Genomic DNA, 26,342 nt, shown 5'->3' with positions numbered 1-26,342 from the left:
GTTAGAGGGTAAAGAGGAAGGAGCCCATCTCTATGCCAGCCAGGATATATACACAGCATCTTGGAAGTATCGCTAATAAGCAGTTACAGGAAGCTCTGACGCGCTTCCAGCTCGGTACCGTGCTCCAGGCCGAGCCTGTTCCCTTTGGAAACTTTGGCCAGAACATCTTTCTGACGACTACTCAGGGCGAGTTTGTCCTGCGTGGCAAGCCCTTGTGGCCGGAGCAATTCGTTCGGGAGCGCTGGTTTATGCAGCAACTGCACGAACACACCACTGTCCCCGTTCCCTGGCCCTACCGGCATGATCCTGACACAGATATTTTCGGCTGGAGCTATATCCTCATGCCGCGTATGCCAGGACTCGCCCTCATCGATCCAGTTGTCAGGCGTCAACTGAGCGATCAACAGCGCCAGCAGATCGCCGCCGCCCTTGGCGTAACCCTGGCCCAGATGTATGCCCTCACCTGGCCCACTCCAGGCGAACACGACGCCACGCACGATACCATCGTGCCTTTTCATCCCTCCTATGCGGGATATATCACAGGAGAGATCTATCGCCTACTTTCCCTATCCCGGCAAGCAACCACTCTCACTACAGAGGCCGATAGCTTCTGGGTAGAGACTCTGGTGGAACAGGGCAAACGCGCGCTTGCTGAGCCGTTTCAGGCACGCTTTGTTATGGGAGATTATAAAGAGGGGAATGTCGTCGTAGAAGAGCGGGACGCCGAATGGCACGTCAGTGGCGTCTTTGATGTGCATGGCCACTTTGGCGATGCGGAAGAGGATCTCGCACGCCCCATTGCCGACTACATGACGCAAGAGAGGGTGGACCTGGCGCATATCTTCCTGAGGACCTATCTCCAGCTCCAACCGCCGCGTCCTGGCTTTGAAGCTCGCTTCCCGCTCTACATGCTCAAAGAGCGCCTCGCTATCTGGGAGTGGGCACACCGCACAGACATGGTCTGGTGGCAGAGAGACCTTACGCTCCGCAAGTGGATCGAACCTTTTCTTTCTATAGCAGGAACATGAAGCCATGTGTGGCCCGACGCTGCTAAAGCACGCGTCTACATATCATGAACGGGACATCTCGTACCATGATATGTAGACGCGTGCTTTAGCAGCGTCGGGCTATCTGCGCCGCCATGGGCGCTTACTCTGCGGACCAGAGGCCGATGCGGTTGCTCTCGCTATCAGTGATCTGAGCCATGTAGCCGGGGCTCATCTCGCCGAGTGGCATCTTGGGGATGAGCACGCTACCGCCTGCTTCCTCTACCTTCGCCAGTGTGTCGTTTAAATCGCCATGGACCACAAGGTACACACATACACCCTGACCCTCGCCGGGTTTATAGTTCGGGTGCTGGACCAGCGCGCCGCTGACGTCGCCTGGCTCCATCGGCAAAAAGGCATAGGGCATGTCTCCGCCCAGATTCTCCTGTCGCAGCTCCTCTTTAATTCCCAGGATCGTACGGTAAAAAGTTTTCGCGCGTTCAATATCGCTTGTGGGGATTTCGAACCAGGTAACAAGATTGGCCATATGGTATTATCCTTTCTTCAATGCGCCTTATTTCACCTGAAAAAGTAGAAGCGACACATTTATAGAACGTATATACCATATGGCGCGTGCAAAAACTTCTCGAATCTTGCGCATTATTCTCGAATCTTGCGCATTATAGGTACGAACCTATAGGCCACATATTACCTGTCCGCTTGCTTAAGCACGACGATAATATGCCACGCTGCTCCAGATAACAACCAGCATTACAGCCGCGATAATCGTACTAATGATAGGCACGCCCTCAAAAGTGGGTTCACCTGTGATGTGGAAGTGGAAGAAGCCTACGATAAGGAAGATGGCGAAGAGACCAATCATGATCGCGCCAAGGATGCCCGCCGGGGCTCTGCGACCAGCAATGAACTCACCAAGGATACCAATGATGGCCGCAATGATAATCCAGATGATAAATTGGGTGAACGAGACCTCCATGATATACCTCCTGTTGCATAAAAAAACATACTCTTCAGGAGATACGCATGTCACCGCTCATCAGACTCACTTGCTTGTTATATAGGTCAGACATAAGAAAAAGTGCCCCAAAAAAGCTGAAAGCCAGGCTCTGTCTTTTATCTCAGAGCCGGCTTCTTCGCTCCAATTTACAGTAGCACTACCAGCCGCGATGATGATGGTGGTGGTGATGATGATGAAGGCGAGGGCCATAAAATCCGTCCATATAACGCCTGCGGAAGCCCCATGGGCGCCAGAAGAAGAGCTCACGGCGATAGAGACGAGGGCGCCCCGGATACAGCACGCGCCCAAAGAATAGGCCAACAATCGCCAGTATGACCCTCAGCAAGACTATAAAAATGACCAGGCCTAAAATCAAGATCAGTAACAGAAACATATGTCTTCCTCCCGTAACGGGAACCTGTTGGTATCGCTTATATCGTTACAGTGTATATAGTTCCGTCGCGACTAGCGAATCCTGACAGGAGCCAGGATTTTCTCGCGAGCGGGTTTGTGAGGGAATGACTTCCTCACCGGATGGACTACCGGCAGATGGACCCTGCACTCCCCATCCTCTACTCCCTTGCGCTCGAAAGCTCCAGGAGCTACTTTGCGGATAATATTCCCTGCGCCATTGACATCAGCATGGATGACTCGCCCATCGGCTGCTCGATACAGTCCCCGCTCAATGCGCTTGCCGCTAAACTGGTAGGCCACCTGCTCGCCTTTGCGATACACGGGCAGGGGGTCGAGATCAAGCAAGCTGGCTTTGCTCGTGTACGACTCTTCGGTGAGGATCACGCGAATGCCGACCAGTTCCGCTTTATACTGCAGCATCTCAATGAAGCGCGCATGCGGGATCTGCACAAAGTGCTGATTGGTGCGCTTCCCTAAGCGGATCTCTTGTTTTTGCAACGGATTCTTGCCGATGATCAACGTCCCGATCCCCTCAGCGACCAAAAGATCAATCAGGAAGCGGCTGGCCGTATGCAGGTCGTGCTCGATCCGCCGGTTGCGTCGAGTCGTCAACTGTTCCACGCGCCGACTTCGGCCAGGACGTCCGAGGGATTTCTGGAGCACTGCTCGTTGTTTGTTATAATACTGGTTACAGGACTTGATGCCGCGCCCGTTAACAATCACCGGTACAAAGCCTGGTTTGTTTGAAGTTAGCGTGGCCAGATTATCCATACCCGGATCGAGTCCGGCGAGCAGATCAGGATCAACCGCCGTGACGGTGGGTTCGTGGTCAGAGATGACTTCGACCACGACATAGCCCACTTTGGGAACCACGCGCACCTGCGCGATGGCTTTGGGGTCTTGCCGGGTTTTCACCTGGATGCCCAGTTGCGAGGGCTGGATGATCCCCCGATCCAGGGTCCGTTTGCCTCGGCTCACCGCTTGCATGGTATAGACGAGCAGGTTACGCCCCTTCGCCTTGGGCAAGTACGTTGGGAGGTGAGGACGCCCCACGAACGTTGCCGGGGTCTCTCGATACACCAGAAGCGCCGCCCAGAAACTCGACCAGGCGGTGCAGACCTGCTTGAGCACCTGTTGCGCGGCTTTGGCAGGCAACGCCCGGTATGCCTCGTGCTCTTGCATCCGCTTATCCAGCGCAGGATAGGAGAGGCTGGTGTTGGTCAAAAAGAAGGTTTGACGCAACTCATAGAGGGCGGCATTGTAGAGATTCTTGGAGGCAAAACAGGCTGCATCCACGCAGGCAAAGCGCGGATCGGTCTGCGCAATCACATGCTTTTCAACCAGGTGCATCTTGCGCCTCCAATTCCTGGACAATGCGCTCGGTCTTTCGTTTCGCTCGACGCTGCCCATAGAGTCTGGCACAGAAGCTATAAATGATGCTCGTCAGGTCGGTGAGCAGATCTTCGGTCCCATTTTCGGCCTGATTGACGACCTCGATTTCCCGCCCGCAAGCGGTGAGGAGCGTCTCAATATAGCGAAAGCCAAAGCGCGTCCCCCGGTCTTTGTGTTCAATGACAATCCGCCCGACGTTGGGATCAGCCAGGAGCGCCAGAAACTTGGGCCGATTGTCGTTGACCCCCGAACCAATTTCTTTGACCACCTTGCTCACCTGATAGCCACGAGCCGCACAGTACGCCACGAGCCGCTCCGCCTGACTGTCCAGGTTCGCCTTGTTCTCGGCTGAGGAGACGCGGGTGTACACCACCGTCGCAGCTTGCACCGGGCTGGCGGATCTTGCAGGTTCATCGATCAGGATCGTGTGCGCTCCCACGCGTCGACCCTGAATCTTGCCGTCTCGGAACCAGCGCCAGGCCGTCTCATAGCGGACCCCTTGTTGTTTTGCGTAATCACTGAGTTTCATAGGAAAAGTGTACCAGGATTCTCAGTGATTGTCAAGGATTCACTATAACTTCAATGATCGGTTTCAATACGCTTTCTCAAGCCGATAGTTAGATATACGCAAGCATCAGATAAAAATCAAACCGTCAAGCGGGTGAAGTCCAGGTTAGCCTGGGCCTACAATTCATCAGTTCGCTACGCGGGCTTTCAGGTAAGGGATGTGTGGAAAATGGCTATAGTCATTTTCCACCAGAAGCAAAAAGAAGCTGAACATCGGCATCCCTCTCTGCAGGTGTACTCTCGGCGATGGCACAGAGAAAAGGTTCGCGTTTCGTTGAAAGTCTAACACATGTTATCACAGGGCACGAGCTCGCTCGAATACATGTGTAGAAATTGCTCAGATCCCCCACTCTGAGCTGCAGTTGCTTGTTCTGCTGCAGTGTAGCTGCCAGCATTTTGACTCCTCATTCACGTGCGATGCCTCACGGCGCTTTTGCTGTGCTCTTTTCTATGGTTGAAGCTCTTCTATAATGGAAGTGTGAGCAGCATCTCAGGGGTGCAAATAGAGAAGGCTCACGCAACATGTAGACGTGTAAGTATTAAAGGAAAAGAGAAGGAGAGTTTATCAATGTTAAAGCACATGCGAAAAGTCAGCCTGTACATGGCTGTTCTCGCTCTCGTATTTGTAACCTGTCTGGTCTGTCAGCGACAAAGCGTTTCCCATGCCAGATCTCTTGCCGTCTTGGATGGATCACCTTCTCAGGAGAGCGTGGGTGGGTCATCCTCGCAGGAGGATACAACAGGCTCATCCTCGCAGGAGGATACAACAGGCTCATCCTCGCAGGAGGATACAACAGGCTCATCCTCGCAGCAGAGTACGGCTGGCTCATCTTCTCAGGAGAACACGACTGGCTCATCTTCCCAGGAGAACACGACTGGCTCATCTTCCCAGAAGAACACGGCTGGCTCATCTTCCCAGAAGAACACGGCTGGCTCATCTTCCCAGAAGAACACGGCTGGCTCATCTTCCCAGAAGAACACGGCTGGCTCATCTTCCCAGCAGAACACGGCTGGCTCATCCTTGCAGCAGATTGTGAATGAGTTATTCGGGCAGTAGAGCGTACCAACTCAACGCATACCTTAGCGCGTTGGTGAGCAAATCTTTGGCTCACCGTTAAAAGAAATTCTATGGCTCTCCTGCAATGTATGTGATACATTTTGCAATAACATGAGCATGCAAAAGTTGGTCTGGCTCCACAAGTACATTCTGAAAAGAGCATACTCTTGAGAAGCTCATATTCCACACAAATTGCGGGAGAGCCATAGAATTTTACTTCATAAGTAAGATTTACATAAAAAGCACCTGGATCTGAAGTGTTCCAGGTGCTTTTTATGTTACAATCAAGCATAAAAGCTCTACTTTAAAGAGGCATGAGAAGGTACAGTTTAGTTATCAAGCATACAAGCACGCATACTGCTTCCCAAGCATGAGAATTTTGTCTATCGCAACTCTTCGCCGCATGGGTTATTATAAATGGTAAGAACACAGACAGGACTCAATGACGTATGCGAATAGTCAGGGCTATTCATGAGATAGAATATGCGCGCTCGCAGTGGAGCGGCCCGGTTGGCCTCGTGCCTACGATGGGCTACCTCCACGAGGGACATCTCTCCCTCTTTCAAACGGCGCGCACCGAGAACGCGACCGTTGTCGCTAGCATCTTTGTCAATCCCACGCAGTTTGGTCCCAACGAGGACCTGGAGCGCTATCCTCGTAATCTGGAGCGAGACCTGCATATGCTTGAGGCGGCAGGCGTGGACGTGGTCTTTACGCCTACTGCGAGCGAGATGTATCCCCCGGGCTTCACAACCTATGTCGAGCCACAGGGTTCCCTGGTTGAACAGGGCGAGGGCGCCTCGCGTCCCAATCACTTTCGCGGTGTAGCCACGGTGGTGCTCAAATTATTTCAACTCATACAACCTCAGCGGGCCTACTTCGGTCAGAAGGACGCGCAACAGGTCGCGGTCATCACACGCATGGTACGCGACCTCAATCTGCCCGTCACGCTGCGCATCCGCCCGACCGTACGTGAAGCCGATGGACTGGCCATGAGTAGCCGTAACAGCTATCTCGATCCAGCCACCCGCGCCGCGGCCCCCATACTTTACCAGGCTTTACAGGCCGGTCGACAGGCCTTTGAGGCTCAGCCCACGAGCAACCCTGCTGCTGTGATGCAGGCCATGGCCGAGATTGTGGCGCAAGAACCCCAGGCGCGCCTGGACTACACTGAGGTACGCGACGCGGAGACCTTCCTACCACTCGAACGGCTGCAAGCCCCCGCGCTCCTCCTACTCGCCGTCCGCCTGGGATCAGTGCGCCTGATCGATAACTTCGCCCTGCACACCGATGGCACCTGGGACACGGGCATCTTGAGCTCTCAGCACACGTAGAAGAAGAATAAAAAGAGAGAACAATCTTGAGTGAAAAAATAACAGCACCTGCCATTCTCGCTCGCAAGAACGGACAGAAACTCACCATGGTGACTGCCTATGACGCAACCTCAGCCCAGATCGCGGATAGCGCGGCGGTCGATATGCTGCTCGTTGGCGACTCCCTGGGTATGGTCGTCCTGGGCTATGAGGACACCCTGGCCGTCACCGTCGATATCATCCTGCACCATGCCTCCGCCGTCACACGCACCAACCCAAACGCGTTGGTCGTCGTCGATATGCCATGGCTGAGCTACCACGTCTCCGTCGAGGAAAGCGTACGCAATGCTGGTCGCCTGGTACGCGAGGGCAAGGCTGGAGCGGTCAAGCTGGAGGGCGGACGCAAGCGCCTACCCGTGGTCAAGGCCATTCTAGACGCCGAGATACCCGTCATGGGGCACCTAGGCCTGACGCCCCAATCCGTACACACCATGGGCGGCTACAAGGTGCAGGGCAAAAGCATCCAGGCCGCGCGCGACCTGATCGCGGACGCCAAAGCCCTGGCGCAGACGGGAGTCTTTGCCATCGTCCTTGAAGGCATTCCCGATAGCCTGGCCCAGATCGTCACTCAGGAGGTGGCCGTACCTACGATTGGCATTGGCGCGGGTCCACACTGCGATGGCCAGGTCCTGGTCTTCCACGACCTGCTCGGGCTACACAAACAGCCTGTGGCCAAATTTGTACGCAAATACGCCAACCTGGCTGATAGCGCCATAGAGGCCATCCAGCGCTACAGCGCCGATGTGCGCGAGGGGAGCTTCCCCGCTGAAAAAGAGACCTACCACATGGAGAAAAGCGTCCTGGAGGCCCTCCTGAAGGAACGCGAACAGAATATAGAAGATTAAAAAAACGGGTAAGGGGTGTGGGGCCTGCTGGCACGAGAAGTCACGTAAAAAAAGGATAGAACAAAACATCATGGCACATATATCGTACGAGGGCGATGTCGACCCTACTGCACTACAAGGGAAGCGGATCGCCATCATTGGGTATGGCAGCCAGGGACATGCCCATGCCCTCAACCTGCGCGACAGCGGCTATAAAGTAGTAGTTGGCCTCCCCGAGGCGAGCAAGAGCCGCGCGCGGGCTATCGCTCATGGCTGGCAGCCTGTTCTGCCCGGCGAGGCCGCTCGACAAGCGGATATTATTATGCTGCTGGTCCCCGATCAGCACCAGCGCGCGGTCTATGAGCAGGATATTCAGCCCCACCTGGCCGATGGCAAGATGCTCATGGTGGCACACGGCTTTAGCCTGCATTACGGGCAGATCGTCCCGCCCGCCAATATCGATGTGGCCATGGTCGCACCCAACGGGCCGGGTCCTATGCTGCGCCGCATGTATAGCGAGGGCAAGGGTATCCCCGCGCTCTGGACGGTTCAGCAGGACGTGACCGGGCAGGCCCAGGCGCTCACACTGGCCTACGCGCATGGCCTGGGCTGTACCCGCGTCGGCGTCATCCAGACGAGCATCGGCGAGGAGACCGAGACCGACCTATTCGCAGAGCAGGTCGTTCTCTGTGGCGGCCTCACCTCACTCATCCGCACCGCCTTCGAGACCCTGATCGAGGCTGGCTACCAGCCGGAGATCGCCTATACCTGTTGCCTGCAAGAGGTCAAGCTTATCGCAGACCTGATCTACCAGGGCGGCATTAACCAGATGCATAAGGCCATCAGCGACACCGCCGAGTATGGCGACTACGTCACCGGCCCGCGCATCATCGATCAGCACACCCGCGAGCAGATGCGCGGCACCCTCAAAGACATCCAGGATGGTACCTTTGCCCGCGACTGGATTCTGGAGAACCAGGCCGGGCTTCCCAGCCTCTCGGCCATGCGGTGCAAGGACGCCGAGCACCCCATCGAGGAGGTCGGGCGCAGAATGCGCAAGATGCTCTAGGGCTCAAGCACCTCAAAGGTGACATCACGCAACCAGACCTGGCCTGGACCATGCAAGGCTAGACAGTTTGGCTAGCCTCCCCTCGCTCGTTTCCAGGCTTATCCCTAGTCTTTAACTTCTGGCATTCTCGCTCGTTTCAGGATCCTCCAGGCGGAAGACACCGCGATCTTCAACATAGGAGAATAACTCGGCGTAACGCCCCCAATTAATAATCGTTTCGAGCTGGGACCAGGCCTCATCGTCGCTGAAGTGTTCGCGAAGCTGGTCCATATATACCTCTTCCGAGACGGTATGATCGGGATCTTTTTGCAGGTCTCGCACGATGTGTCGCAGCATGGTGACACGCGCCAGGGCCTGCTCACGAAAGATATGCTTCTCCTCCAGCACACCAGCCTCGGCAAAACGCTGGCCCGTGGATGTGAGAATCAGATCGCCTTCGCGAGTATCAGCCAGGTCTAGCAGGTCAGCGGCCTCGACCATGGGGAGCAAGTCATCGACCTCCAGGTGCAGATCACGCCCCAGCTGATAGAGGTCCTCGCGTCCACCGCTGGCGTTGACAAGCTCGATTAAACCAGTGATATCGCCAATATCGACGTGAGGCAGCGTCTGATACGGGCGAGGCGGCTTAGGCGGTTGCAGAACGCCGGTCTGCGTCTTCTGTTGCTCAGGAGGCAGGAGAGACTCCACGGAGGTATGCGGGCTGGTCATGATGCGATAAATCAAATCAACCATCTGCGTGTAAGCCTCCTCTTTGCTCTCACGTTGCGCGATGGGCAACCCCTGCAATTCGGCACGAATATGCCCGGGGTCCGCCCCTAGCACCAGGATGCGGTCGGCCATGCTCACCGCATCCTCAATATTGTGCGTTACCATCACAATGGCCTTCGTTGGCATCTTCCGTGCTTGCCAGAGGTTCATCAGCTCTTTACGAAGATTGGCGGCGGTGAGCACATCCAACGCGCTGAAGGGTTCATCCATGAAGAGCAACTCTGGTTCCACCACCAGGGCGCGGGCAAAGCCAACACGCTGGCGCATACCACCCGAGAGTTCTTTGGGGTAGGCATCCTCAAAGCCATCCAGGCCAATCAGGTCAATGGCAGAGAGGGCGCGCTTGAGGCGCTGTGTGCGTGGCACCTCCTGCGCCTGCAAGCCCAGCTCTACATTCTGTAGAACCGTAAACCAGGGAAAGAGGGCAAAAGACTGGAATACAATTGCCAGGTGGGGATTAGGTCCATACTGTGGAGTGCCCTTGAACAAGACCTCGCCAGAGGTCGGCGCCAACAGTCCGGCTAGAATACGCAGGAGCGTCGACTTACCTGAGCCGGAGGGTCCCAGCAGGGCAATAAACTCGCCAGCACGGATTTGCAGGTCCACATCGTCCAGGACGACAGGAAGGCGGACGCCGCGCTGAGGCTTCTTCTCTTCATAAACTTTGCTCACATGCTGCACTTCCAGCAAAACTTCGCCTGTAGTAATAGTTGTGGACATGATATATACCTCCTCCTGCTTATCCAAGGGTATAGCGACGCTCAGCAAGCGCGTAGAGACGTTTCCAGAGTAGACGATTAATGACGACGACAAAGGCGGCCATGAGCAGTGTCGCCGCCAGAAGGAGGGCGAAATTATTGGCATTGGCCGCTGCTGCAATCTCCGCTCCTAGCCCGACCGTCTGGACAGTATGGGCATTAAACTGAACATATTCCGAGATGATGCTTGCGTTCCACGCGCCACCGCTGGCCGTCAGCAGACCCGTCACCAGGTAGGGGAAGATGCCAGGAAGAATCAGCACACGCCAGCGCCGCCAGCCTGTAACCTGGTAGGTGGTCGCGGCCTCCTTCAGGTCATTAGGAATAGCCATCGCGCCCGCGATGACGTTAAAGAGCACATACCACTGGGTACCCAGGAGCATCAGCACAATCGCCGCCAGCGAGAGGCCACCCGGAAGGCTGACTAGCAAGGGCAACAAAATTGGGAAGAAGGCCGTCGCTGGAATAGAGGCCACCACCTGCACCACCGGCTGAAGCCGCTTCGACCAGCGAGGAGAGAGGCCAATTGCCACCCCCAGGGGGAGCGTCCAGGCCACGCCAATCAACAGGGCGGCCAGGGTGCGCAGCCAGGTGGCTCCAGCAGCGATGAATAAGCGCCCCCAACCGGCGAATGAGATATGCGCGAGCAGGATAACCATATTCCAGAGTCCCCATCCCACAACACCCAGGAGACACAGAAGCCAGAAACCATTCAACAGGCGTCCAGCATCCAGGCCTCTCTTTCTTGTTAACATCCTCTCTTGCTGTACAGATGGAAGCGGTTGCAAGCGATTGAGCAGGCGTGCCAGGAGGTCGCCAAGAGGGCGAAAAACCCTGGCCTGTATGCCAGCTACCAGCGCTGAACGGCGCAGTAACGAAAGCACAGGTGACGTTGGTGGATCGGCCTCACCACCTAGTTCGAGCTTAAATTTATCGGCCCAGGCCACCAGGGGGCGCCAGAAGAAAAAATCAAGCAATATGATCAACACAATTAGCGTCCCAAGTCCGAGGAAGAGAGCTACAATATTGCCCTCTCTGGCCGCAGCCTGGAGATATGATCCCAGTCCAGGTAATTGAAAGGAATGATCGCCCAGGACGAACTGCTCGGATGCCATGAGAAAGAACCAGCCACCGGCCCAGGACATCATACTATTCCATATAAGGCCGATCATGGAGCTGGGAACCTCCAGCTTTAGGAAGCGCTGCCATGGACGTAGATTGGCTATCGCGGAAAACTCTTGCAGATCCTTGGGCAGTGTACGAGCAGAGTGATAAAAGCTAAAAGTCATATTCCAGGCCTGCCCGGTAAAGATAAGCAGTACGCTTGCCAGTTCCAGGCCGATATTGCTATGCGGGAAGGCAGCCACCAGCGCAAGCACGACGGCGGGCAGAAACGAGAGTACGGGAATACTCTGTAAGATATCCAGCAAGGGAACCATCACCAGGCCAGCACGCGGGCGCGTGGCCGCAAAATGACCATAGGCCAGGGTAAAGATAAGCGACAGGATGTACGCGAGCATCATACGCAGCACCGAGTAGCCGGCGTAGATTGGCAACATATTGGGAGCCAGTGAGATAGAGACTTTGGGTGTAAGCGGCGCCACCCAGCGCGACGCAGCCACCACTAGTAAGGCGATGAGCCCGAGCACCACACACACGATAAGTACATCTACACCGCCCAGGCGCCTGGGAGCCTCCTCTTCTTCACGTCGTGGCGTGGGCGGCAATCCTCCCATAGAGCTGCTGGTGCTACTTTGGATTTGCTCACGCACACGAGCATCGTCAGGAACATAGACTTGTGCCATGCAGAAGACCTCCGCTGTTCTATTATCTCTTCCCCTATTATCGGTGTATGGGCTGAGTACAAATCTTGATAAGCAAGCAATATGCACAAAAAAGCGCGCACACGTCCCTGACTGCCATCTATCAAGCAGTCAGCACAATTTCTGGCGCGCAAAGACGCCAGACCATACTATTTCTTCATGGTCGTGTCGCGAGCATGAACTTATCAGGAGTAGAAAGAAGTAGCACGTGCTACTCTAGTTGCGGAGAAGGTGAGGATCGCAAGAGGATAAATCACGCTTCTCGCCTCCGGTCATGTGAACGGAAAAGCGAGCCGTGAAATGAGGCCAGGGGAAGCAGGAATAATAAAAACTGCGCTCAGATCAATTCAACAGCACTTTTCCGGCCGAAAAAGGGTCGTACAACCTCCACAAGCTGGGAGGGCGACTACTACCCTCGTCCATTCGGTTCCTCCTTGGGGTGACAGATTTTTGTCTTTCTTGACAGATGGCAGGCTACCTGCCGCGTTGCATCTAAAGCGTAAACGACCTACCGTTCACAGTATAGTAATGGGGTAGTTGTAAAGTCAAGCATCCTGGATCAAAAAACGCTCAATAAAAGCTCTCTCAAGCGCAATCTTTCCTGAAGTACCACTACTACTTCTGTATTTCGACGTGTTCAGCAGGTACTACATCCCACATCGCTATGGCTGGAATGAGTAGATGTGGTATAGGTTGAGTTCTTGTAAACTCTGGCGTGTATAATGCTTCAGTTGCATAGCGAGCAGGCACATGATATACTAAGAAAAAAGTTTTAAAAGCATTTTTCATAAGGAGCACCGGGAAGTCTGGTCGGTAAGCGATACCTTAGTGCATCTTTTTTCATAGGATGTACGCAGGATAGCAAGCTGTAAGGCTGGACCCGGTGTTTTTGCTGTGCTCAGCAACAAAGTTATCTGCAAAAGGAGGACCTAGCATGAAAGCTCTTCGATTCTGGGTGCCACTGGTATGCATTCTCTTTGGACTCTATGCTCTCATTTGGAGTCTCTTAGCCTCCTCCACACTAACACCCATACGCATAAGCGCAGTATTCTTCGGAATCCTTTTTCTCCTGCTTGCCTTCATCTACCTGCGTATAATCCTGCCTACAGAGCAGAAGGATTCAAAGACACAGCGTACTGTAGAGTAATAGATTTATACGCCTATTGGTCACGCAAACTCAGGTTCTCACATATTACTAGCTCAGACAAGATGTCTGGGCTAGTATAATACTGAGCAAATGAATTGGAATTTAAAAGGATGGTTATTTTATGTTGAAACAGAGCCAGGTTGATCAACTTCAAGCCCAGACCGCTGAGATGCTTGCCCAACAGGGTATCCTTCTCACACCTGAAGAGCATAAGGCAATCGAAATTGCGGACTTTGGACTGGGCGAAATTGAACGCACAGGACTCGAACTCATCACCTACATCAACACTGATCGCTACTGCGCCAAAGAGCTTGTGCTCTTACCATACCAGACCTGCCCTGAGCACAAACATCCATTTATAAACGCAACCCCAGGAAAGATGGAGACCTTTCGCTGTCGCTGGGGTCGAGTCTGGCTCTATGTTGAAGGCGAGCCGACAGCCACAATTCAGGCACACATCCCCACAGGGAGCGAGGACTACTATACCGTTTTCCATGAGATCGAGCTTCATCCCGGCGAACAATACACAATTCCCCCCGACACCTTGCACTGGTTCCAGTCTGGCACCGAGGGAGCCATCGTCTCAGAGTTTTCGAGCACCAGCCGCGATGAATATGATATCTTCACCGATCCTCGCATCCGTCGCCAGCCCGAGATCGCAGAGGCCTAGCAGTGCTTCAATTATTCATTGAACATTCACTGTATAGGGCGTGGGCGCGAGGGACAGGAAGGCCTTCTAATTCTCTTCTGGCTCTTGTCTAAGCTCGCTGCGCGAGCCTTCAGGGGTAAAGGGTGTGCATGAAAAACGGCTTTACCGTTTTTCATGCACACCCTTTACCCCTAAGCGCCGCAGGCGCGAAGGGACAGGGTCTATCCTTGACGACAAAGAGAAAATATAGTACATTCATTTCAATGAAACACAACAGGAAAACCTGATGCTGCTAAAATAAGGCTTGATGCTGTCAGAAAGGGGCTACATCGGTGCCCAATTCAGTCACGGTAAAAGATATCGCACGCAAAGCAGAGGTCTCCGTAGGCACGGTGTCGCGCGTCTTTCATAATCACGCCAATGTGACGGAGGAGATGCGGCAACGCGTGCTACGCGCAGCCAGGGTCTTGGATACTCCAAACAGGTTATGCAGGATACCCGGCGCGAGGGCCATCAAGCCATCAAAGAAATTGGCTTTCTCTATTGCTCCAGCGTCGATACAGGCTCGGCAATCAGCAATCCCTTCTGGTCGCCCATCCTGCATGGAGTAGAGGCCGAGGCGCGCAAAACGAATAGCAAGGTAACCTATCGTGATGTAGGACACCTTGTGCCAACGCCCCAACTACTGCGCACCACCTTGCAAGAGATGCAGCTAGGAAGCGCTTTGCTCGTAGGTCCTGCCGAGGCCGAGACCATTCGACTCATCAAAGAGATGAACATCCCCCTTGTGCTGGTCGACAATTTTGTGCGCGGCCTCAAAATCGATACGGTCCTATGCGACAACTTCGAGGGCGCCAGGATGGCGGTGGAGCATCTTCTCCAGCAGGGGCATCGACAAATCGCATTCATTGGCGGGTCTGCCGCACCCGGGCCACGACCAATCCAGACAATTTATACCATCGAGCGGCGAGCCGCAGGCTATCGGACGGCCCTGCTAGACGCTGGCATCCCCGTTGATTACAGCCTGACCGCAGCGTGTACGCTCTCAACTGAGGGCGGTTATGAGGCATGTAAAGCCTTGCTCCAGGCAGGAACACCATTCACGGCCCTCTTTTGCGCAAACGACGAAACGGCTATCGGCGCGATGAAGGCCCTGCGTGAAGCAGGACGCTCTATTCCCGAAGATATCTCTATCATTGGCTTTGATAATATCGCTATGGTCGAGCACCTCACACCAGCCCTGACCACCGTTCACGTCGATAAGGAGGCGCTGGGAAGCATCGCAGTCAAACGCCTGCTCATGCAAGCGGCCGATCCCGATATGGTCAGCTCGGCCAGCATCATCAACGTAGAACTGGTCAAACGCGCCTCGGTCGCTCCCCGCCGCGCGTAATATAGCAACCTTACAATTGGCATTATTTTGTAATAGAAAGCTCCACTATGTTCCAACCACTCCCAACGAGTCAAAGTATGCTTGTATTTCATGACGCGACTTATCCAGGCGGCTGCTCGCCTGAAGAGCTGGCACGCCTGGTGCCAGGGGATTTCCAGGTGGCGAATGCCCAGGAGTTGCCCACAGCGCTGGCCCAGGAGTGCGCACTCCTGGTATCCTTTCATGGCGCTTATTTCCCTGAGCAGGCCTGGCCAGCCATTCTGCGCTTCCTCCAGCAGGGTGGCAACCTCGCCATTTTTGGCGGCATGCCCTTCACGCGACCCGTAGATAGCGAGGGGAGCGTCCTCCCCGAGCAACAGGCCTACATGGAGCAGCTCTACCTGGGGCCCTTCTACTCGCTACACCTGCCCACTACCAGCCTGCGCCTGGCCCCCTCGGAGGAGGCCGCCTTCCTGCGTGAGCAGCCCTGGCAACTCTCAGATGCGCAGGCCGGAAACTTCTGGTCCTTTTACCCCATGCTGACGCAGGCCAACGACCAGCCAGCCGACCTGGGATCGTCAGGCCCCATAGACACCCAGTTGACACCACTCCTCTTCCTGCGTAACGCCGACGAAGCGGAGGCCCAACCACTCGCCACACCGCTTATGATACTCGACCAACGCGCGGGGCATTTTAAGGGTGGGCGCTGGTTGATCTCTCCCTGGCAGCCTGCCACGAAAGAGGACTGGCTCGCCAATGCGGACGCACTCCAGAAAAGCCTGCTCCTGGCAGCCGAGGGCATGCATACGCTGGAGGCACGCCCACAATTCGCCTGCTATCAGCCTGGCGAGGCACCCACGGTCCTGGTCTCCACACGCTCACACCACACCTTGCAGGCTCGCGTTACCATTTCAACGTCTGGCGGCGAAATCCTGGAGACCCGAGAGCTAACGTTCCCTGGAGGGGTAGCGGGCGAGCAACGCATCCAGTTGCCAACCCTAAAAACACCTGGCCTCTACGAGATCGAGTTTTCGACATATGGCGCCCAGGTAACAGCCATCCGGCGCAAGAACGGCTTCTGGCTCTGGAATGAGGCCCTGGTCGAGAGCACACAAAATAAACGCTTAACGGCGGGCCGCGATTACCTCTATCAGCAGGGGGAGCGCTTCCACATCTTTGGCACCACCTATATGGATAGCCAGGTGCAGCGCAAATTCCTGACCTTGCCCAACCCGGCGCGCTGGGAGCGCGACTTCGCTGCCATGAAGCGTGCTGGAATTAACCTAATCCGCACCGGCATCTGGACAGCGTGGCGTGATTTCATGTTTGTAGCAGGCATCCCGAATGAGGCCGCGCTCCGGGCGCTGGACGCCTTCGTCATGACGGCTGCCAGGCACGATATCCAGGTCATTTTCAACTTCTTCGCCTTCTCACCCCCACTCTTCGAGGGCGAGAATCCCTGGCTCGATCCGCGCTCTATCGAGGGGCAGCAGGAGTTCGTCGCGGCCTTCGCGCGGCGCTACGCAGCGGTCCAGAGCGTCTCCTGGGACCTGATCAATGAACCCAGCTTTGGCGACCCCAAACGTATCTTCAGCGAGCGCCCCATCCCCAACTATGACCGCTTTGAAGTAGCCGCGTTCCAGCAGTGGCTCGCGCAGCGCTACAGCCTGGCCGAGCTACGCGCGCGCTGGCGTGAGACGACGGCGAACCTGGAGCGCTGGGAGCAGGTAAGCCTGCCACAGGCCAGGGATTACGAAACCACTCCGCGCTACACCGCGAACCGGCATATGCTCAAAGTCATGGACTATACCCTCTTCTCCCAGGAGATATTTACGCGTTGGGTCGAGCACATGAATACCGCGATCCGCGACGCGGGCAGCCAGACCCTGATAGGTGTCGGCCAGGATGAGGCCGGAGCGCGTATCTCTCCGCAGTTTTACGCCCCCGTCGTCGATTACACGACCACACATCCCTGGTGGAACATCGACGACATGCTCTGCGATATGCTACTGGACAAGACAGTGGGAAAACCCAATCTCCAGCAGGAGGTTGGCGTCATGTTCGTGCGCGATGTGGACGGGCGTCCCTGGCGCAGCGAGCAGGAGCAGGCCAACTTGCTGGAGCGCAAATTTATCATGACCTTGATCGCGCGCAGTGCAGGCCTGATCCAGTGGCTCTGGCACATTAACGCCTATATGGCGAATGAGAACGAGAACAGCATCGGCCTGGTACGCGCCGATGGAAGCGCCAAACCCGAACTGGGCGTCATGTTAGAATTTGGGCGCCTGATGCAGAGCATTCAGCCGCACCTGGTGAAAGAGGGTCCCCTGCCAGAAGTGTGGGTTGTTATCCCCTACTCGCAATGGTTCGTACGGCCCGATCTGGCCATAGAAGCCATCCGACAGAGCATTCGCGTCCTGGGCTATGACTTCGGCATCGTGCCGCAGATGGTCGGGGAACACCAGCTCGTAGAGCTGGCACAGACAGAACAGCGACCCCACGTTATCTTCGCGCCAGGCATTCAGGCATTTGACACCGACGCCTGGCAGGCGCTCCAGAGCTTTGTAGAGCAAGGAAGCACCCTCTTTGTGAGTGGCGTCGTGACGCGCGATATGCATAACCGGCAGTATGTACCGGCCATGTTCACTGAAGAGGTTCAGGGAAGTGATCCCAGGCCAGTCAGTCACTATGAATACCTGGAGGGCGAAGGCCTGGAGCGCTGCCAGCTTAGCTTTGAGCGCGAGAAGCTGTCCTATATTCGCAAGGCCCACAACCGGCTCAAGGTCTCTCACCTGGGCAAGGGCAGGATCACCTGGTCAGGCGTACCGCTGGAGCATTCAGCCAGTCGCGACGTGCTACGCCAGGTCTACCAGCTCGTGCTTGATATGGAGAGCAAGAGCATCCAGCAGGATAGCCCGGTGCTGGCCATCAAGCAGTCGCTGGCCCAGGGTGAACTCGCCCTCTGTGTCTCCGAAAGCGCCCAGCCTGAGCGCCTGGAGGTCCAGCCAGGGCTCTGGATAGAGGTTCTCCCCAACCGGGCCGGAGCCGTTCTCATCCAGGGCCAGGAAGTGACCTGCTTCGGCGGCGTCCAGCGCTACACAAAAACAAATTGATGTGAGAAACAAAGTAGCCGCCTAGGCAGGGAGCGGGTCCGCTCCCTGCCTAGGCGGCTACTTTGTTTCTCACATTAACCTTTGACACTACCGCCGGTGAGGCCGGTGATGAGGTAGCGTTGCGCCCAGAGGAAGACAATGAGCACAGGAATGGTCACCAGGACGGCCGCAGCGGTCAGCAGGTGCCAGTCCGCGCCGAAGCTGTGGACGTAGTCCTTGATGCCCACGGGCAGGGTGACGTTATGGGCATCGTTCAGGAAGGTGAAGGCCAGCACGAACTCATTCCAGGCAGCCATAAAGTTGAAGAAACCAACTACGGCCACGCCAGGAATAGTCAGGGGCAGGACGATGCGCCAGAAGGTCTGGAACGAGCTCAAGCCGTCGACATAGGCCGCCTCGTCCAGCTCTTTGGGTACGGTATCAAAGAAGTTCTTCAGCATCCAGACGCTGAACGGGAGGGCCGTGGTCGCATAGGCGATTACCAGGCCGTAGTGGTTATCGATCAGGTTAAACTGCACATACAAGTTATAGAGAGGCACGAGCAGGAGCACGCCCGGGAACATCTGTGTAATCAAGAAGGAGACCAGGATGGTCTGCTTGCCCAGGAAGTTCCAGCGTGAGACGGCATAGGCCGCCGGGGCCGCGAAAAGGACGCCCACAATTGTCGTCAGAATGGCGATCTTGAAGCTGTTAAAGGTCCAGGTAAAAAAGATGCCACTATTATCAGTCAAAACATGTACGTAGTTGTCCAGCGTGGGGTGAGACGGGAAGAGCTGGAAACTGGCTGTAAAGATGTCCTGCGGCTGCTTGAGCGAGGTCGCTATGATCACAATCAGGGGGAAGACGCAGAGAATGACCACAATAATCATGATCAGGTGCGCCCCCAGTGATTCAAGCGTGCGACCGATGCGCTTTCCACTGCGTCTCTTCTGCGCAACCTTCTGACTACTCAGAGAAGGTTGACTCACTCTATCAGTAATTTCTGCCATGGGTCTTTCCTTTTGCCTGCCTAGTAGACAGTCTCATTAGCACGCAACAGTCGCGAATAGAAGAAAGTGAAGATGAGCAGGATCACTAGGATGATGACACCATAGGCACCACCAACGCCAAAGAGCTGCTTCCCCTGAATAGCCTGGACCCAGGCGTATGTTACCAGTGTCTGCGTGCGATTGAAAGGGCCACCCTGTGTAATCAGATAGATAATGCTAAAGGCATTAAACGTCCAGATGACATCTAGCAACGTCACCAGGAAGGCGATTGGACGCAGCATAGGAAGCGTAATAAAGCGCAGCGCCTGCCAACGAGTGGCTCCATCAATGGCGGATGCCTCGTACATCTCAGTTGGAATACTCTGAAGTCCGCCTAGAAGCGTAACGGTCGTGAAGGGGATGCCAAGCCAGACGTTGACGATAATGACCGAGACAAGCGCCCAGTTGGGATCTGAGGCCCAGGGAATGATGGGCAGATGCATGCTTTGCAGGGCCACATCGATAAAACCATACTGCTGGTTAAAGAGGAAGAGCCAGCCAAAGGCGGATACATACTGTGGCATGGCCCAGGGTACCATCAACAGGACGCGATAGATGGCGCGGAAGCGCATTTTGCGATTCAGAATGAGAGCCAAACCCAGGCTGATAACAAAGTGCAACACGATATTGGCGACAATCCAGATCACGGTTTGTAAGAGGATATGCGCTCCATCGCTGCCAGGCATAAACCAGCTCTGGATGATATCGATATAGTTTTGAAAGCCAACAAATTTGTATGTCGCCGGGAGGGTGGTGCTACCCAGGTGGAGTGCGATGTTATCCTGATTAGCATTGGTAAAGCTTAGCACAACACCATAAATCAGGGGGTAGTAGACGATAGCTGCCATACTGATGAGTATGGGCAGAAGCCAGAGATAGGCGCGACCAGCAATCTTGAACTGCTGCTTCCTCTCGCGTTTGACCTGCTGGGCAGATAAATTTGAACCAGATGGTTCGGTAATTACTGCCATGATACACGTGTCTCCTCTCAACCATCGCGTGGAGAAAAATTTTCTGTGATGGGTATACCGTGGCGGCCGTAGGCCGCCACGGTATACCCATCACAGAAAAACCATCAGCTTAGTTTGAAGCCAGAAGCTTCTGCCAGCTAGCTGCCACGCCATTGAGGGCATCGGCAGGAGCCTTCGCGCCAGCCAGGATGGCCTGAACGGCAGGATCGAAGTCTTTGAATAGCTGTCCACCCTGAGGAATCACAGGGCGGCTGACTGCTACCTGGCGAACAGCGTAGTAGCCAGAGATGACTGGATCAGACTTGACCGCGCTGTCAGCGTAGGCCGACTGGCGTGTGGGCAGCGTATGGTTGGCTTTGGCAATCGCGATCTGGCTGCTGGTTGAGCTCATGAAAGAGATAAACTTGTAGGATTCTTCAGGATGCTTGGTGCCAGCGTAGATCACATAGGTGTGGCCACCCGTTGGAGAGCCAGTCACACCCGTGGGGCCCGCGGGGATCGCGGCGATACCCAGGTTGCTGTGGTTGGAGGTAAAGGCGGAACCAGTAAGGATGTTCGAAACCTCCCAGGGACCCTGGAAGATCATGGCTGTCTGACCATCTTTGAAATCGGTGGTCATGTTGTTGTAGCCATTGTTGAAGTCGACCTTGGCTGGCATGACTTTGTCCTGGTTCTGCAATTTGGTCAGGAAGTTCATACCGTCAATCGAACCCTGGCCGTTAACCTGGATCTTGCTGTTGTTGTCGATCATGCCGCCACCGAATGACCAGAAGAAGGGCAGGGCGAAGTAGGAGGCACCGGAGGTCTCAAAGCCATACTTGGCGGCCTTCGACTGCTGGATCTTCAGGGCGTCGGCCTCGAAGTCCTTCATCGTGGTAGGGGGGGTGGTAATCCCGGCTTTGGCAAGGACATCTTTATTGTAGAGCATGGCCAGGAAGTCGGTCACCTGGGGCAGGCCATAGAGCTTGCCATTATATTTGTCGTAGTTGAGTGCCGAAGGCAGATAGTCGGCCAGATCGCTCTGCGAGACCATCGAATCGATCGGGAGCAGGTAGCGTGAGGAGGCAAACTGGGTCGCCCAACCCACATCGGAACGCAGGACGTCGGGAGCAGTACCCGCCTGAGCCGCCGTCGCGAACTTGGCCTGAGCATCGGCGAATGGAACGAGCTGAGCGTTGATCTTGATATTGGGGTTCTGGCTCTCGAACTGTTTGATCAGGTCAAGAATCACAGGGGCTTCAGCCGTTCCCTCGGTGTACCAGTAATTCAGAGTGACAGGCCCCGTCGATGGGGAAGAAGAAGAATCTGCACCGCCACAAGCCGACAGGAGCATCGCGCACAGGATCGTGAGCGGGAGCAAGAGTGATAGGACACGCTTCAATGACATGACCTCGAACCTCCATAAAATAGAGAGATTATGCTATTTTAATATTGGGATTTAGATAAAATTCGTATGGAGCCAGGCCAGAAGCGGCTTGGCCTATTTTATGACAAGGTGGTATAAAACGGCTCTACAAGCCAATTCTTACCGATTTTATCTAAACTCCAATTAATAATTAACCAGGGAATAGGTGAACATCCTCATTCTCGGATTTCATATTAAAAGGGCATTAATTGCTCATATTAAAAGGGCATTAATTGCTCATATAGACTATGAGCCACTGCTCCTGAGTAGCAAACATAGAGCATATGCGTTATAAAAAAAATAAACATAGATCTATGCATGGCATACCACATGAGCGAGGACGAATAGAAAACGAATAGAATAGGCATAGGTGCCAGAAATTTTCCACGCAACACTGCGTGATGAATAGTGTGGATATCGGTACTGCTGGCGTAGAGCCTGCCTGGTGCGCTTTTCAGGTGTATCAGGGCAGAGATGAAGCTTTGATCTGCTCCAGGTAGAGCTCGATATTCTCGCTGAATGCACGCAGGCAATCACGCACATGAGTTAGCTGCTCAAGATCGACAATGTTCAATTGTTTGCAGATATGAGCTTCATGCAGCCCATGTAACTGATCTCGCAGTTGACGGCCTTGTGCTGTCAGTGTGATCAGGATTACACGCCGATCGCCAGGATCAGTCTTGCGCTCAACAAGCTGCTGACTCTCTAGCCGATCAACAATGCCGGTCACGTTACTTTTATCCGTAAACAAAACGCGACTTAGCTCTACCATCGAACAACCCCGCTGCTCATCCAGGTGTTGCAATGCCCAGTACTGACGTGTGTTCACCCCATATGAAGCGAAGAATTGACGATCGCTGTCATCCAGGAGAACAGATGTCTTCATGAGTAGACGATATACATGTTGCTCAACAGCAACATGCTTGCTCTCCATACTGATTGTGGCAAAGAGCCCTCATCCCTTACAAGAAATGAGAGGACTTGCCGCCCTCCTTTGCTTCTCTGGCAAGCCAAAAATGCCTCGCCCGGAACCTCCATACGCGCATTTCGCCTGCCTGCTCGAATTAGTATACTTTTAAACAGTTCACTTGTCAACTGTCTTGTAGGCAATTTTCAGCGCCTCTCAAAAGTAAAAGGGAAAGGACATATGGCGTGGGCGTTCGCCCACGCCATACGTCCTTTCCCTTTTACTTTCTTATATAAGTCTTTGTTTGAGAGACAGTACTTAGAGAAGATGGGGTAAGACATAGAGCATTTTCAATGCATGAAAGCGCTTCAAAAGGGCATTGAGTGCAGAAGACGTGGCTGAAGTGGTACGAAAGCATGATGAGGTAATATTCTCCTAGTCCATCCTTTTGCCTGCTGGCAGGGTGGAGGCAGACTACCCGTTTCACCTTGAGAAGGGGCACAAACTGTATTCCCTTCTGTGTACTGTGACCAGGTGGCGACTATCTTTCACCATCCTGGTAGAGTAGGGGAGCCAGGGCCGCTAGCGCGCGCCAGAGCTTCTAGAGCGAGGTTCAGCCTTGAAGAACACATTTCTTCGACTATCGCCCCGGCGTTGGGCGATCCTCGTCCTGGCTACGATTACGATGATCGTGCCAGCGTTTCTCTTACATTCTACTGCCGTTCAGGCGGCGCCGCCCAGTGGACGCTCAGTCATATCTGGGCACCTGGTTCCCGCCTTACAACACCACTCGCCTCTACACACCTCGTCTGCAAACCGGCAACTCCAGCTCTCTATCGCGCTCAATCTGCGCAATAAAAGCGCGCTGGAGGCCCTGGTACGCGCTCAGAGCGATCCGCATTCCTCACTGTACCACCAGTATCTGACGCCCCAGCAATTCACCGCGCAGTTTAGCCCCACTGAAGCTAGTGTCAGGTCAGTCGTTAGCTACCTGCACAGCCAAGGCTTACAGGTCAGTTCGGTTGCTTCAAATCGTCTCTTAATCGATGCATCTGGATCTCTCTCTGCTGTTGAACGCGCCTTCAACATCACAATCGCCGATTACGCACTCAATGGGAGCACCGTCTACGCTCCTACCAGCGAACCGTCTGTCCCGGCCAATCTCTCTGGCCTGGTGCTCAACATCAGCGGCCTGGACAATGTGGCGCATTATCATCCCGCAAAGCACATGGCACCTGCCGCAGGCCCTGGCGGCGGCTATACGCCGACCGATCTGCGTACTGCCTACGACATGAACTCGCTGATCAGCAGCGCCAATGGCAGCGGGCAGACCGTCGCTATCTTTGAGCTGGATGGGTATAACGCCTCGGACGTCAACACCTATCTCAGCCAGTACAGCCTGGGATCGGCGAAGTACTCCAATGTCCTGGTGGATGGGGCCACCAATACAGCGGGTGCTGGCGCCATCGAGGTTGAACTGGATATGGAGGTTGTCTCGGCCATCGCGCCAGGAGCGACACAGAAAATTTACATCGGACCCAACTCGACAACCGGTGTCAACGATACCTATAACAAGATCGTTACCGATAATGTCGCCAAGGTCACCAGCACCAGTTGGGGTCTCTGTGAGGCCTCTTCGGGCACCTCTGAGTTGAGCGCCCTGGATAATATTTTCCTTCAGGGTTCTTCGCAGGGGCAATCCTTCTTCGCGGCCTCGGGCGACTCGGGCGCCTACGACTGCAACAATACCAGCCTGGCGGTAGACTCACCTGCCGATGATCCTCACGTGGTCGGCGTTGGTGGTACCAACCTGCAACTGGGAAGTGGCAGCAGCTACGGTAGTGAGTCTGCCTGGTCCAATCCCAATGATACCCAGCGCAGCCCCAAAGGCTCGGGCGGTGGCGGCGGCTATAGCACCTACTTCTCCAAACCCTCGTATCAGAGCGGCACAGGTGTGGATAGCAATAGTATGCGCCACGTCCCCGATGTATCGGCCGATGCCGATCCTGCGTCCGGCTACTCCGTCTACTGTACCGTGAGCGCATCCGGCTGCTCCTCCGGCTCGGCAGGCTGGATCGCAGTTGGCGGCACCAGCGCGGCGGCTCCCCTATGGGCTGGCGTGGCCGCGGACGTTAACTCCTACCTGGCAGGTCAGGGCAAGAGCACGCTTGGCAACGTTAACGCTGAGCTCTATACCCTCTTCAATACCAGCCAGACCTATACGGCCTATCACGATGTGACCAGCGGCAACAACCTCTTCTACAATGCAGGCACGGGCTATGACCTGGCAACCGGCATTGGCACCCCAGATGTCTGGAACTTCGCGCGCGACGCGGCTGGTACCACTGGCGGCACCAATGACTTCTCTATCAGTGCCAGCCCCACCAGTCTCTCAATCGCCCAGGGTGGCAATGGTACCTCTACGATTAGTACAGCAGTCACAACTGGATCGGCGGGCACAGTGAGCCTCTCCGCGAGCGTCTCGCCTGCTGGCCCAACTGCGTCGCTGAGCCCCACCTCGGTCACCGCGGGCGGTTCCTCGACCTTAACAGTCAGCGTAGGCTCGTCGGTTGCGGCGGGTACGTATACCGTTACGGTCACGGGTACCGAGGGAAGTGCTACGCATACTGCCTCCGTTACGGTCACGGTCACGACCTCGGGCGGTGGCGGTAGCATCACCAACGGCGGCTTTGAGAGCGGGTCACTCTCGGGTTGGACTACGGCAGGCACTACCTCGACCAGCACTACCGCTCACGCAGGCAGCTACTCTGGTGAGGCAGGTAGCACTTCGCCAACCAATGGCGATAGCAGCATCAGCCAGACCTTCACTGTTCCCAGTGGCAGCGGCACGCTCTCCTTCTGGTACCGCGTCACCTGCCCTGATACCGTGACCTATGACTGGGCCACAGCCACCCTCAAGGACAACACGAGTAACACCACCAGCACTATTCTGGCCAAAACCTGCACTAACAACTCCACCTGGGTCCAGGTCTCGGCTGGAGTAACCGCTAGTCACTCGTACACATTGACTCTGACCAGCCATGATGACAACTACGCTGGCGATGCCACATATACCCTCTTTGATGATGTGGCGCTCTCCGCGGCAGCCACCAATCCGGTGACGAATCCTGGTTTTGAGACCGGGTCCTTCTCGGGCTGGACCACTGCGGGTACGGCCTCGATCAGCACTACCGCTCACGCAGGCAGCTACTCTGGTGAGGCGGGCAGCTCTTCAGCTACCAACGGCGATAGCAGCATCAGCCAGACCTTTACTGTTCCCAGTGGCAGCGGCACGCTCTCCTTCTGGTACCGCGTCACCTGCCCTGATACCGTGACCTATGACTGGGCCACGGCCACCCTTAAGGACAACACGAGTAACACCACCAGCACCATTCTGGCCAAAACCTGCACTAACAACGCCACCTGGGTCCAGGTCTCAGCCACGGTCACGGCGGGTCACTCGTATACCCTTACCCTAACCAGCCATGATGACAACTACGCTGGCGATGCCACTTACACCCTCTTCGATGATGTAAACGTTCACTAGTAGCCGCGTACACCAGTAGCGGTCCCAACCCGAAGGGATGGTCTCAAAGATGAGGCCATCCCTTCTTGTTTGTGCTTCAGAGGCATACCCACGCCCATACAGGGGAGACAAGGTGGTACTGCACAAGCCTGTTGGGATACAATACAGAGAGAAC

General features: G+C 55.1%; 20 protein-coding genes and 1 pseudogene. 10 read left to right on the top strand and 11 right to left on the bottom strand.

The window, feature by feature from the left end; translation table 11 throughout:
• Positions 1-32: 32 nt before the first annotated feature.
• Entirely contained in the window at positions 33-1,028 is a 996-nt protein-coding gene (locus tag KTE_RS45380) for a phosphotransferase family protein (RefSeq protein WP_201393926.1), read from the top strand.
• Positions 1,029-1,149: 121 nt separating this feature from the next.
• On the opposite strand, the gene KTE_RS45375 is transcribed toward KTE_RS45380, so the two are convergent.
• The 5 genes from KTE_RS45375 to KTE_RS45355 all read right to left on the bottom strand — a co-directional run bounded on the left by KTE_RS45375 (position 1,150) and on the right by KTE_RS45355 (position 4,339).
• On the bottom strand, positions 1,150-1,533 hold the full coding sequence (locus KTE_RS45375; protein ID WP_201391423.1) for a VOC family protein: 384 nt from the start codon (positions 1,531-1,533) through the stop codon (positions 1,150-1,152).
• A gap of 177 nt (positions 1,534-1,710) precedes the next feature.
• A complete protein-coding gene (locus tag KTE_RS45370) occupies positions 1,711-1,983 on the bottom strand; it encodes a transglycosylase (protein WP_201391421.1) in 273 nt (90 codons plus the stop codon).
• Positions 1,984-2,161: 178 nt separating this feature from the next.
• Positions 2,162-2,398: a hypothetical protein gene (locus tag KTE_RS45365; protein ID WP_201393923.1), complete on the bottom strand. Its 237-nt coding sequence runs from the start codon at positions 2,396-2,398 to the stop codon at positions 2,162-2,164.
• 71 nt (positions 2,399-2,469) lie between these two features.
• Positions 2,470-3,768, bottom strand: coding sequence for an RNA-guided endonuclease TnpB family protein (locus KTE_RS45360; protein WP_201393921.1), 1,299 nt, complete (start codon positions 3,766-3,768; stop codon positions 2,470-2,472).
• Positions 3,755-4,339, bottom strand: a complete 585-nt coding sequence (locus tag KTE_RS45355) for an IS607 family transposase (protein ID WP_201393919.1) — start codon at positions 4,337-4,339, stop codon at positions 3,755-3,757. Before KTE_RS45355 ends, KTE_RS45360 begins: the two co-directional genes overlap by 14 nt.
• A 606-nt stretch (positions 4,340-4,945) precedes the next feature.
• Between KTE_RS45355 and KTE_RS45350 the strand changes: the two genes are divergently transcribed.
• The 4 genes from KTE_RS45350 (at position 4,946) to ilvC (ending at position 8,700) form a co-directional block, all read left to right on the top strand.
• Positions 4,946-5,434 (top strand): hypothetical protein, encoded by a 489-nt coding sequence (locus KTE_RS45350; RefSeq protein WP_236601020.1) that lies wholly within the window; start codon positions 4,946-4,948, stop codon positions 5,432-5,434.
• Positions 5,435-5,883: 449 nt separating this feature from the next.
• Positions 5,884-6,768, top strand: coding sequence for a pantoate--beta-alanine ligase (gene panC, locus KTE_RS45345; RefSeq protein ID WP_201393917.1), 885 nt, complete (start codon positions 5,884-5,886; stop codon positions 6,766-6,768).
• A 26-nt stretch (positions 6,769-6,794) separates the two neighbouring features.
• Positions 6,795-7,652, top strand: coding sequence for a 3-methyl-2-oxobutanoate hydroxymethyltransferase (panB, locus tag KTE_RS45340; protein WP_255553076.1), 858 nt, complete (start codon positions 6,795-6,797; stop codon positions 7,650-7,652).
• Between the two features lie 70 nt (positions 7,653-7,722).
• Positions 7,723-8,700: a ketol-acid reductoisomerase gene (gene ilvC, locus KTE_RS45335; protein WP_201393915.1), complete on the top strand. Its 978-nt coding sequence runs from the start codon at positions 7,723-7,725 to the stop codon at positions 8,698-8,700.
• 111 nt (positions 8,701-8,811) lie between these two features.
• Here the strand turns inward: ilvC and KTE_RS45330 are convergent, their stop codons facing one another.
• Both KTE_RS45330 and KTE_RS45325 read right to left on the bottom strand, forming a co-directional pair.
• Positions 8,812-10,188, bottom strand: a complete 1,377-nt coding sequence (locus KTE_RS45330; RefSeq protein ID WP_201393914.1) for a nitrate/sulfonate/bicarbonate ABC transporter ATP-binding protein — start codon at positions 10,186-10,188, stop codon at positions 8,812-8,814.
• 19 nt (positions 10,189-10,207) lie between these two features.
• Positions 10,208-12,031: an ABC transporter permease subunit gene (locus KTE_RS45325; RefSeq protein WP_201393913.1), complete on the bottom strand. Its 1,824-nt coding sequence runs from the start codon at positions 12,029-12,031 to the stop codon at positions 10,208-10,210.
• 1,286 nt (positions 12,032-13,317) lie between these two features.
• Between KTE_RS45325 and KTE_RS45320 the strand changes: the two genes are divergently transcribed.
• From KTE_RS45320 to KTE_RS45310, 4 genes and pseudogenes are all read left to right on the top strand, one after another.
• Positions 13,318-13,866 (top strand): D-lyxose/D-mannose family sugar isomerase, encoded by a 549-nt coding sequence (locus KTE_RS45320; protein ID WP_201393912.1) that lies wholly within the window; start codon positions 13,318-13,320, stop codon positions 13,864-13,866.
• Between the two features lie 311 nt (positions 13,867-14,177).
• Positions 14,178-14,258 (top strand): annotated as a pseudogene (locus KTE_RS50365) (LacI family DNA-binding transcriptional regulator); the annotation flags it as partial.
• A 74-nt stretch (positions 14,259-14,332) separates the two neighbouring features.
• The gene (locus tag KTE_RS45315) at positions 14,333-15,238 is read left to right on the top strand and encodes a substrate-binding domain-containing protein (protein WP_236601019.1); all 906 of its coding nucleotides are present in this window, start codon (positions 14,333-14,335) and stop codon (positions 15,236-15,238) included.
• Between the two features lie 77 nt (positions 15,239-15,315).
• Complete coding sequence (locus tag KTE_RS45310; protein ID WP_201393911.1) at positions 15,316-18,330, top strand: beta-galactosidase; 3,015 nt, start codon at positions 15,316-15,318, stop codon at positions 18,328-18,330.
• Positions 18,331-18,404: 74 nt separating this feature from the next.
• Here the strand turns inward: KTE_RS45310 and KTE_RS45305 are convergent, their stop codons facing one another.
• From KTE_RS45305 to KTE_RS45290, 4 genes are all read right to left on the bottom strand, one after another.
• Positions 18,405-19,319: a sugar ABC transporter permease gene (locus KTE_RS45305; protein WP_201393910.1), complete on the bottom strand. Its 915-nt coding sequence runs from the start codon at positions 19,317-19,319 to the stop codon at positions 18,405-18,407.
• A gap of 20 nt (positions 19,320-19,339) precedes the next feature.
• Positions 19,340-20,329 (bottom strand): carbohydrate ABC transporter permease, encoded by a 990-nt coding sequence (locus KTE_RS45300; protein WP_201393909.1) that lies wholly within the window; start codon positions 20,327-20,329, stop codon positions 19,340-19,342.
• Positions 20,330-20,438: 109 nt separating this feature from the next.
• The gene (locus KTE_RS45295; RefSeq protein WP_201393907.1) at positions 20,439-21,716 is read right to left on the bottom strand and encodes an extracellular solute-binding protein; all 1,278 of its coding nucleotides are present in this window, start codon (positions 21,714-21,716) and stop codon (positions 20,439-20,441) included.
• Between the two features lie 481 nt (positions 21,717-22,197).
• Complete coding sequence (locus KTE_RS45290; RefSeq protein ID WP_201393899.1) at positions 22,198-22,620, bottom strand: MarR family winged helix-turn-helix transcriptional regulator; 423 nt, start codon at positions 22,618-22,620, stop codon at positions 22,198-22,200.
• A gap of 640 nt (positions 22,621-23,260) precedes the next feature.
• Here KTE_RS45290 and KTE_RS45285 point away from each other — a divergent pair.
• Entirely contained in the window at positions 23,261-26,188 is a 2,928-nt protein-coding gene (locus KTE_RS45285; RefSeq protein WP_236601018.1) for a protease pro-enzyme activation domain-containing protein, read from the top strand.
• Positions 26,189-26,342: the final 154 nt, after the last annotated feature.

The sequence above is a fragment of the Ktedonobacter sp. SOSP1-85 genome (genome assembly GCF_016587415.1).
Classification (GTDB): domain Bacteria; phylum Chloroflexota; class Ktedonobacteria; order Ktedonobacterales; family Ktedonobacteraceae; genus Ktedonobacter.
This window is presented reverse-complemented; position numbering and strand designations above follow the sequence as displayed.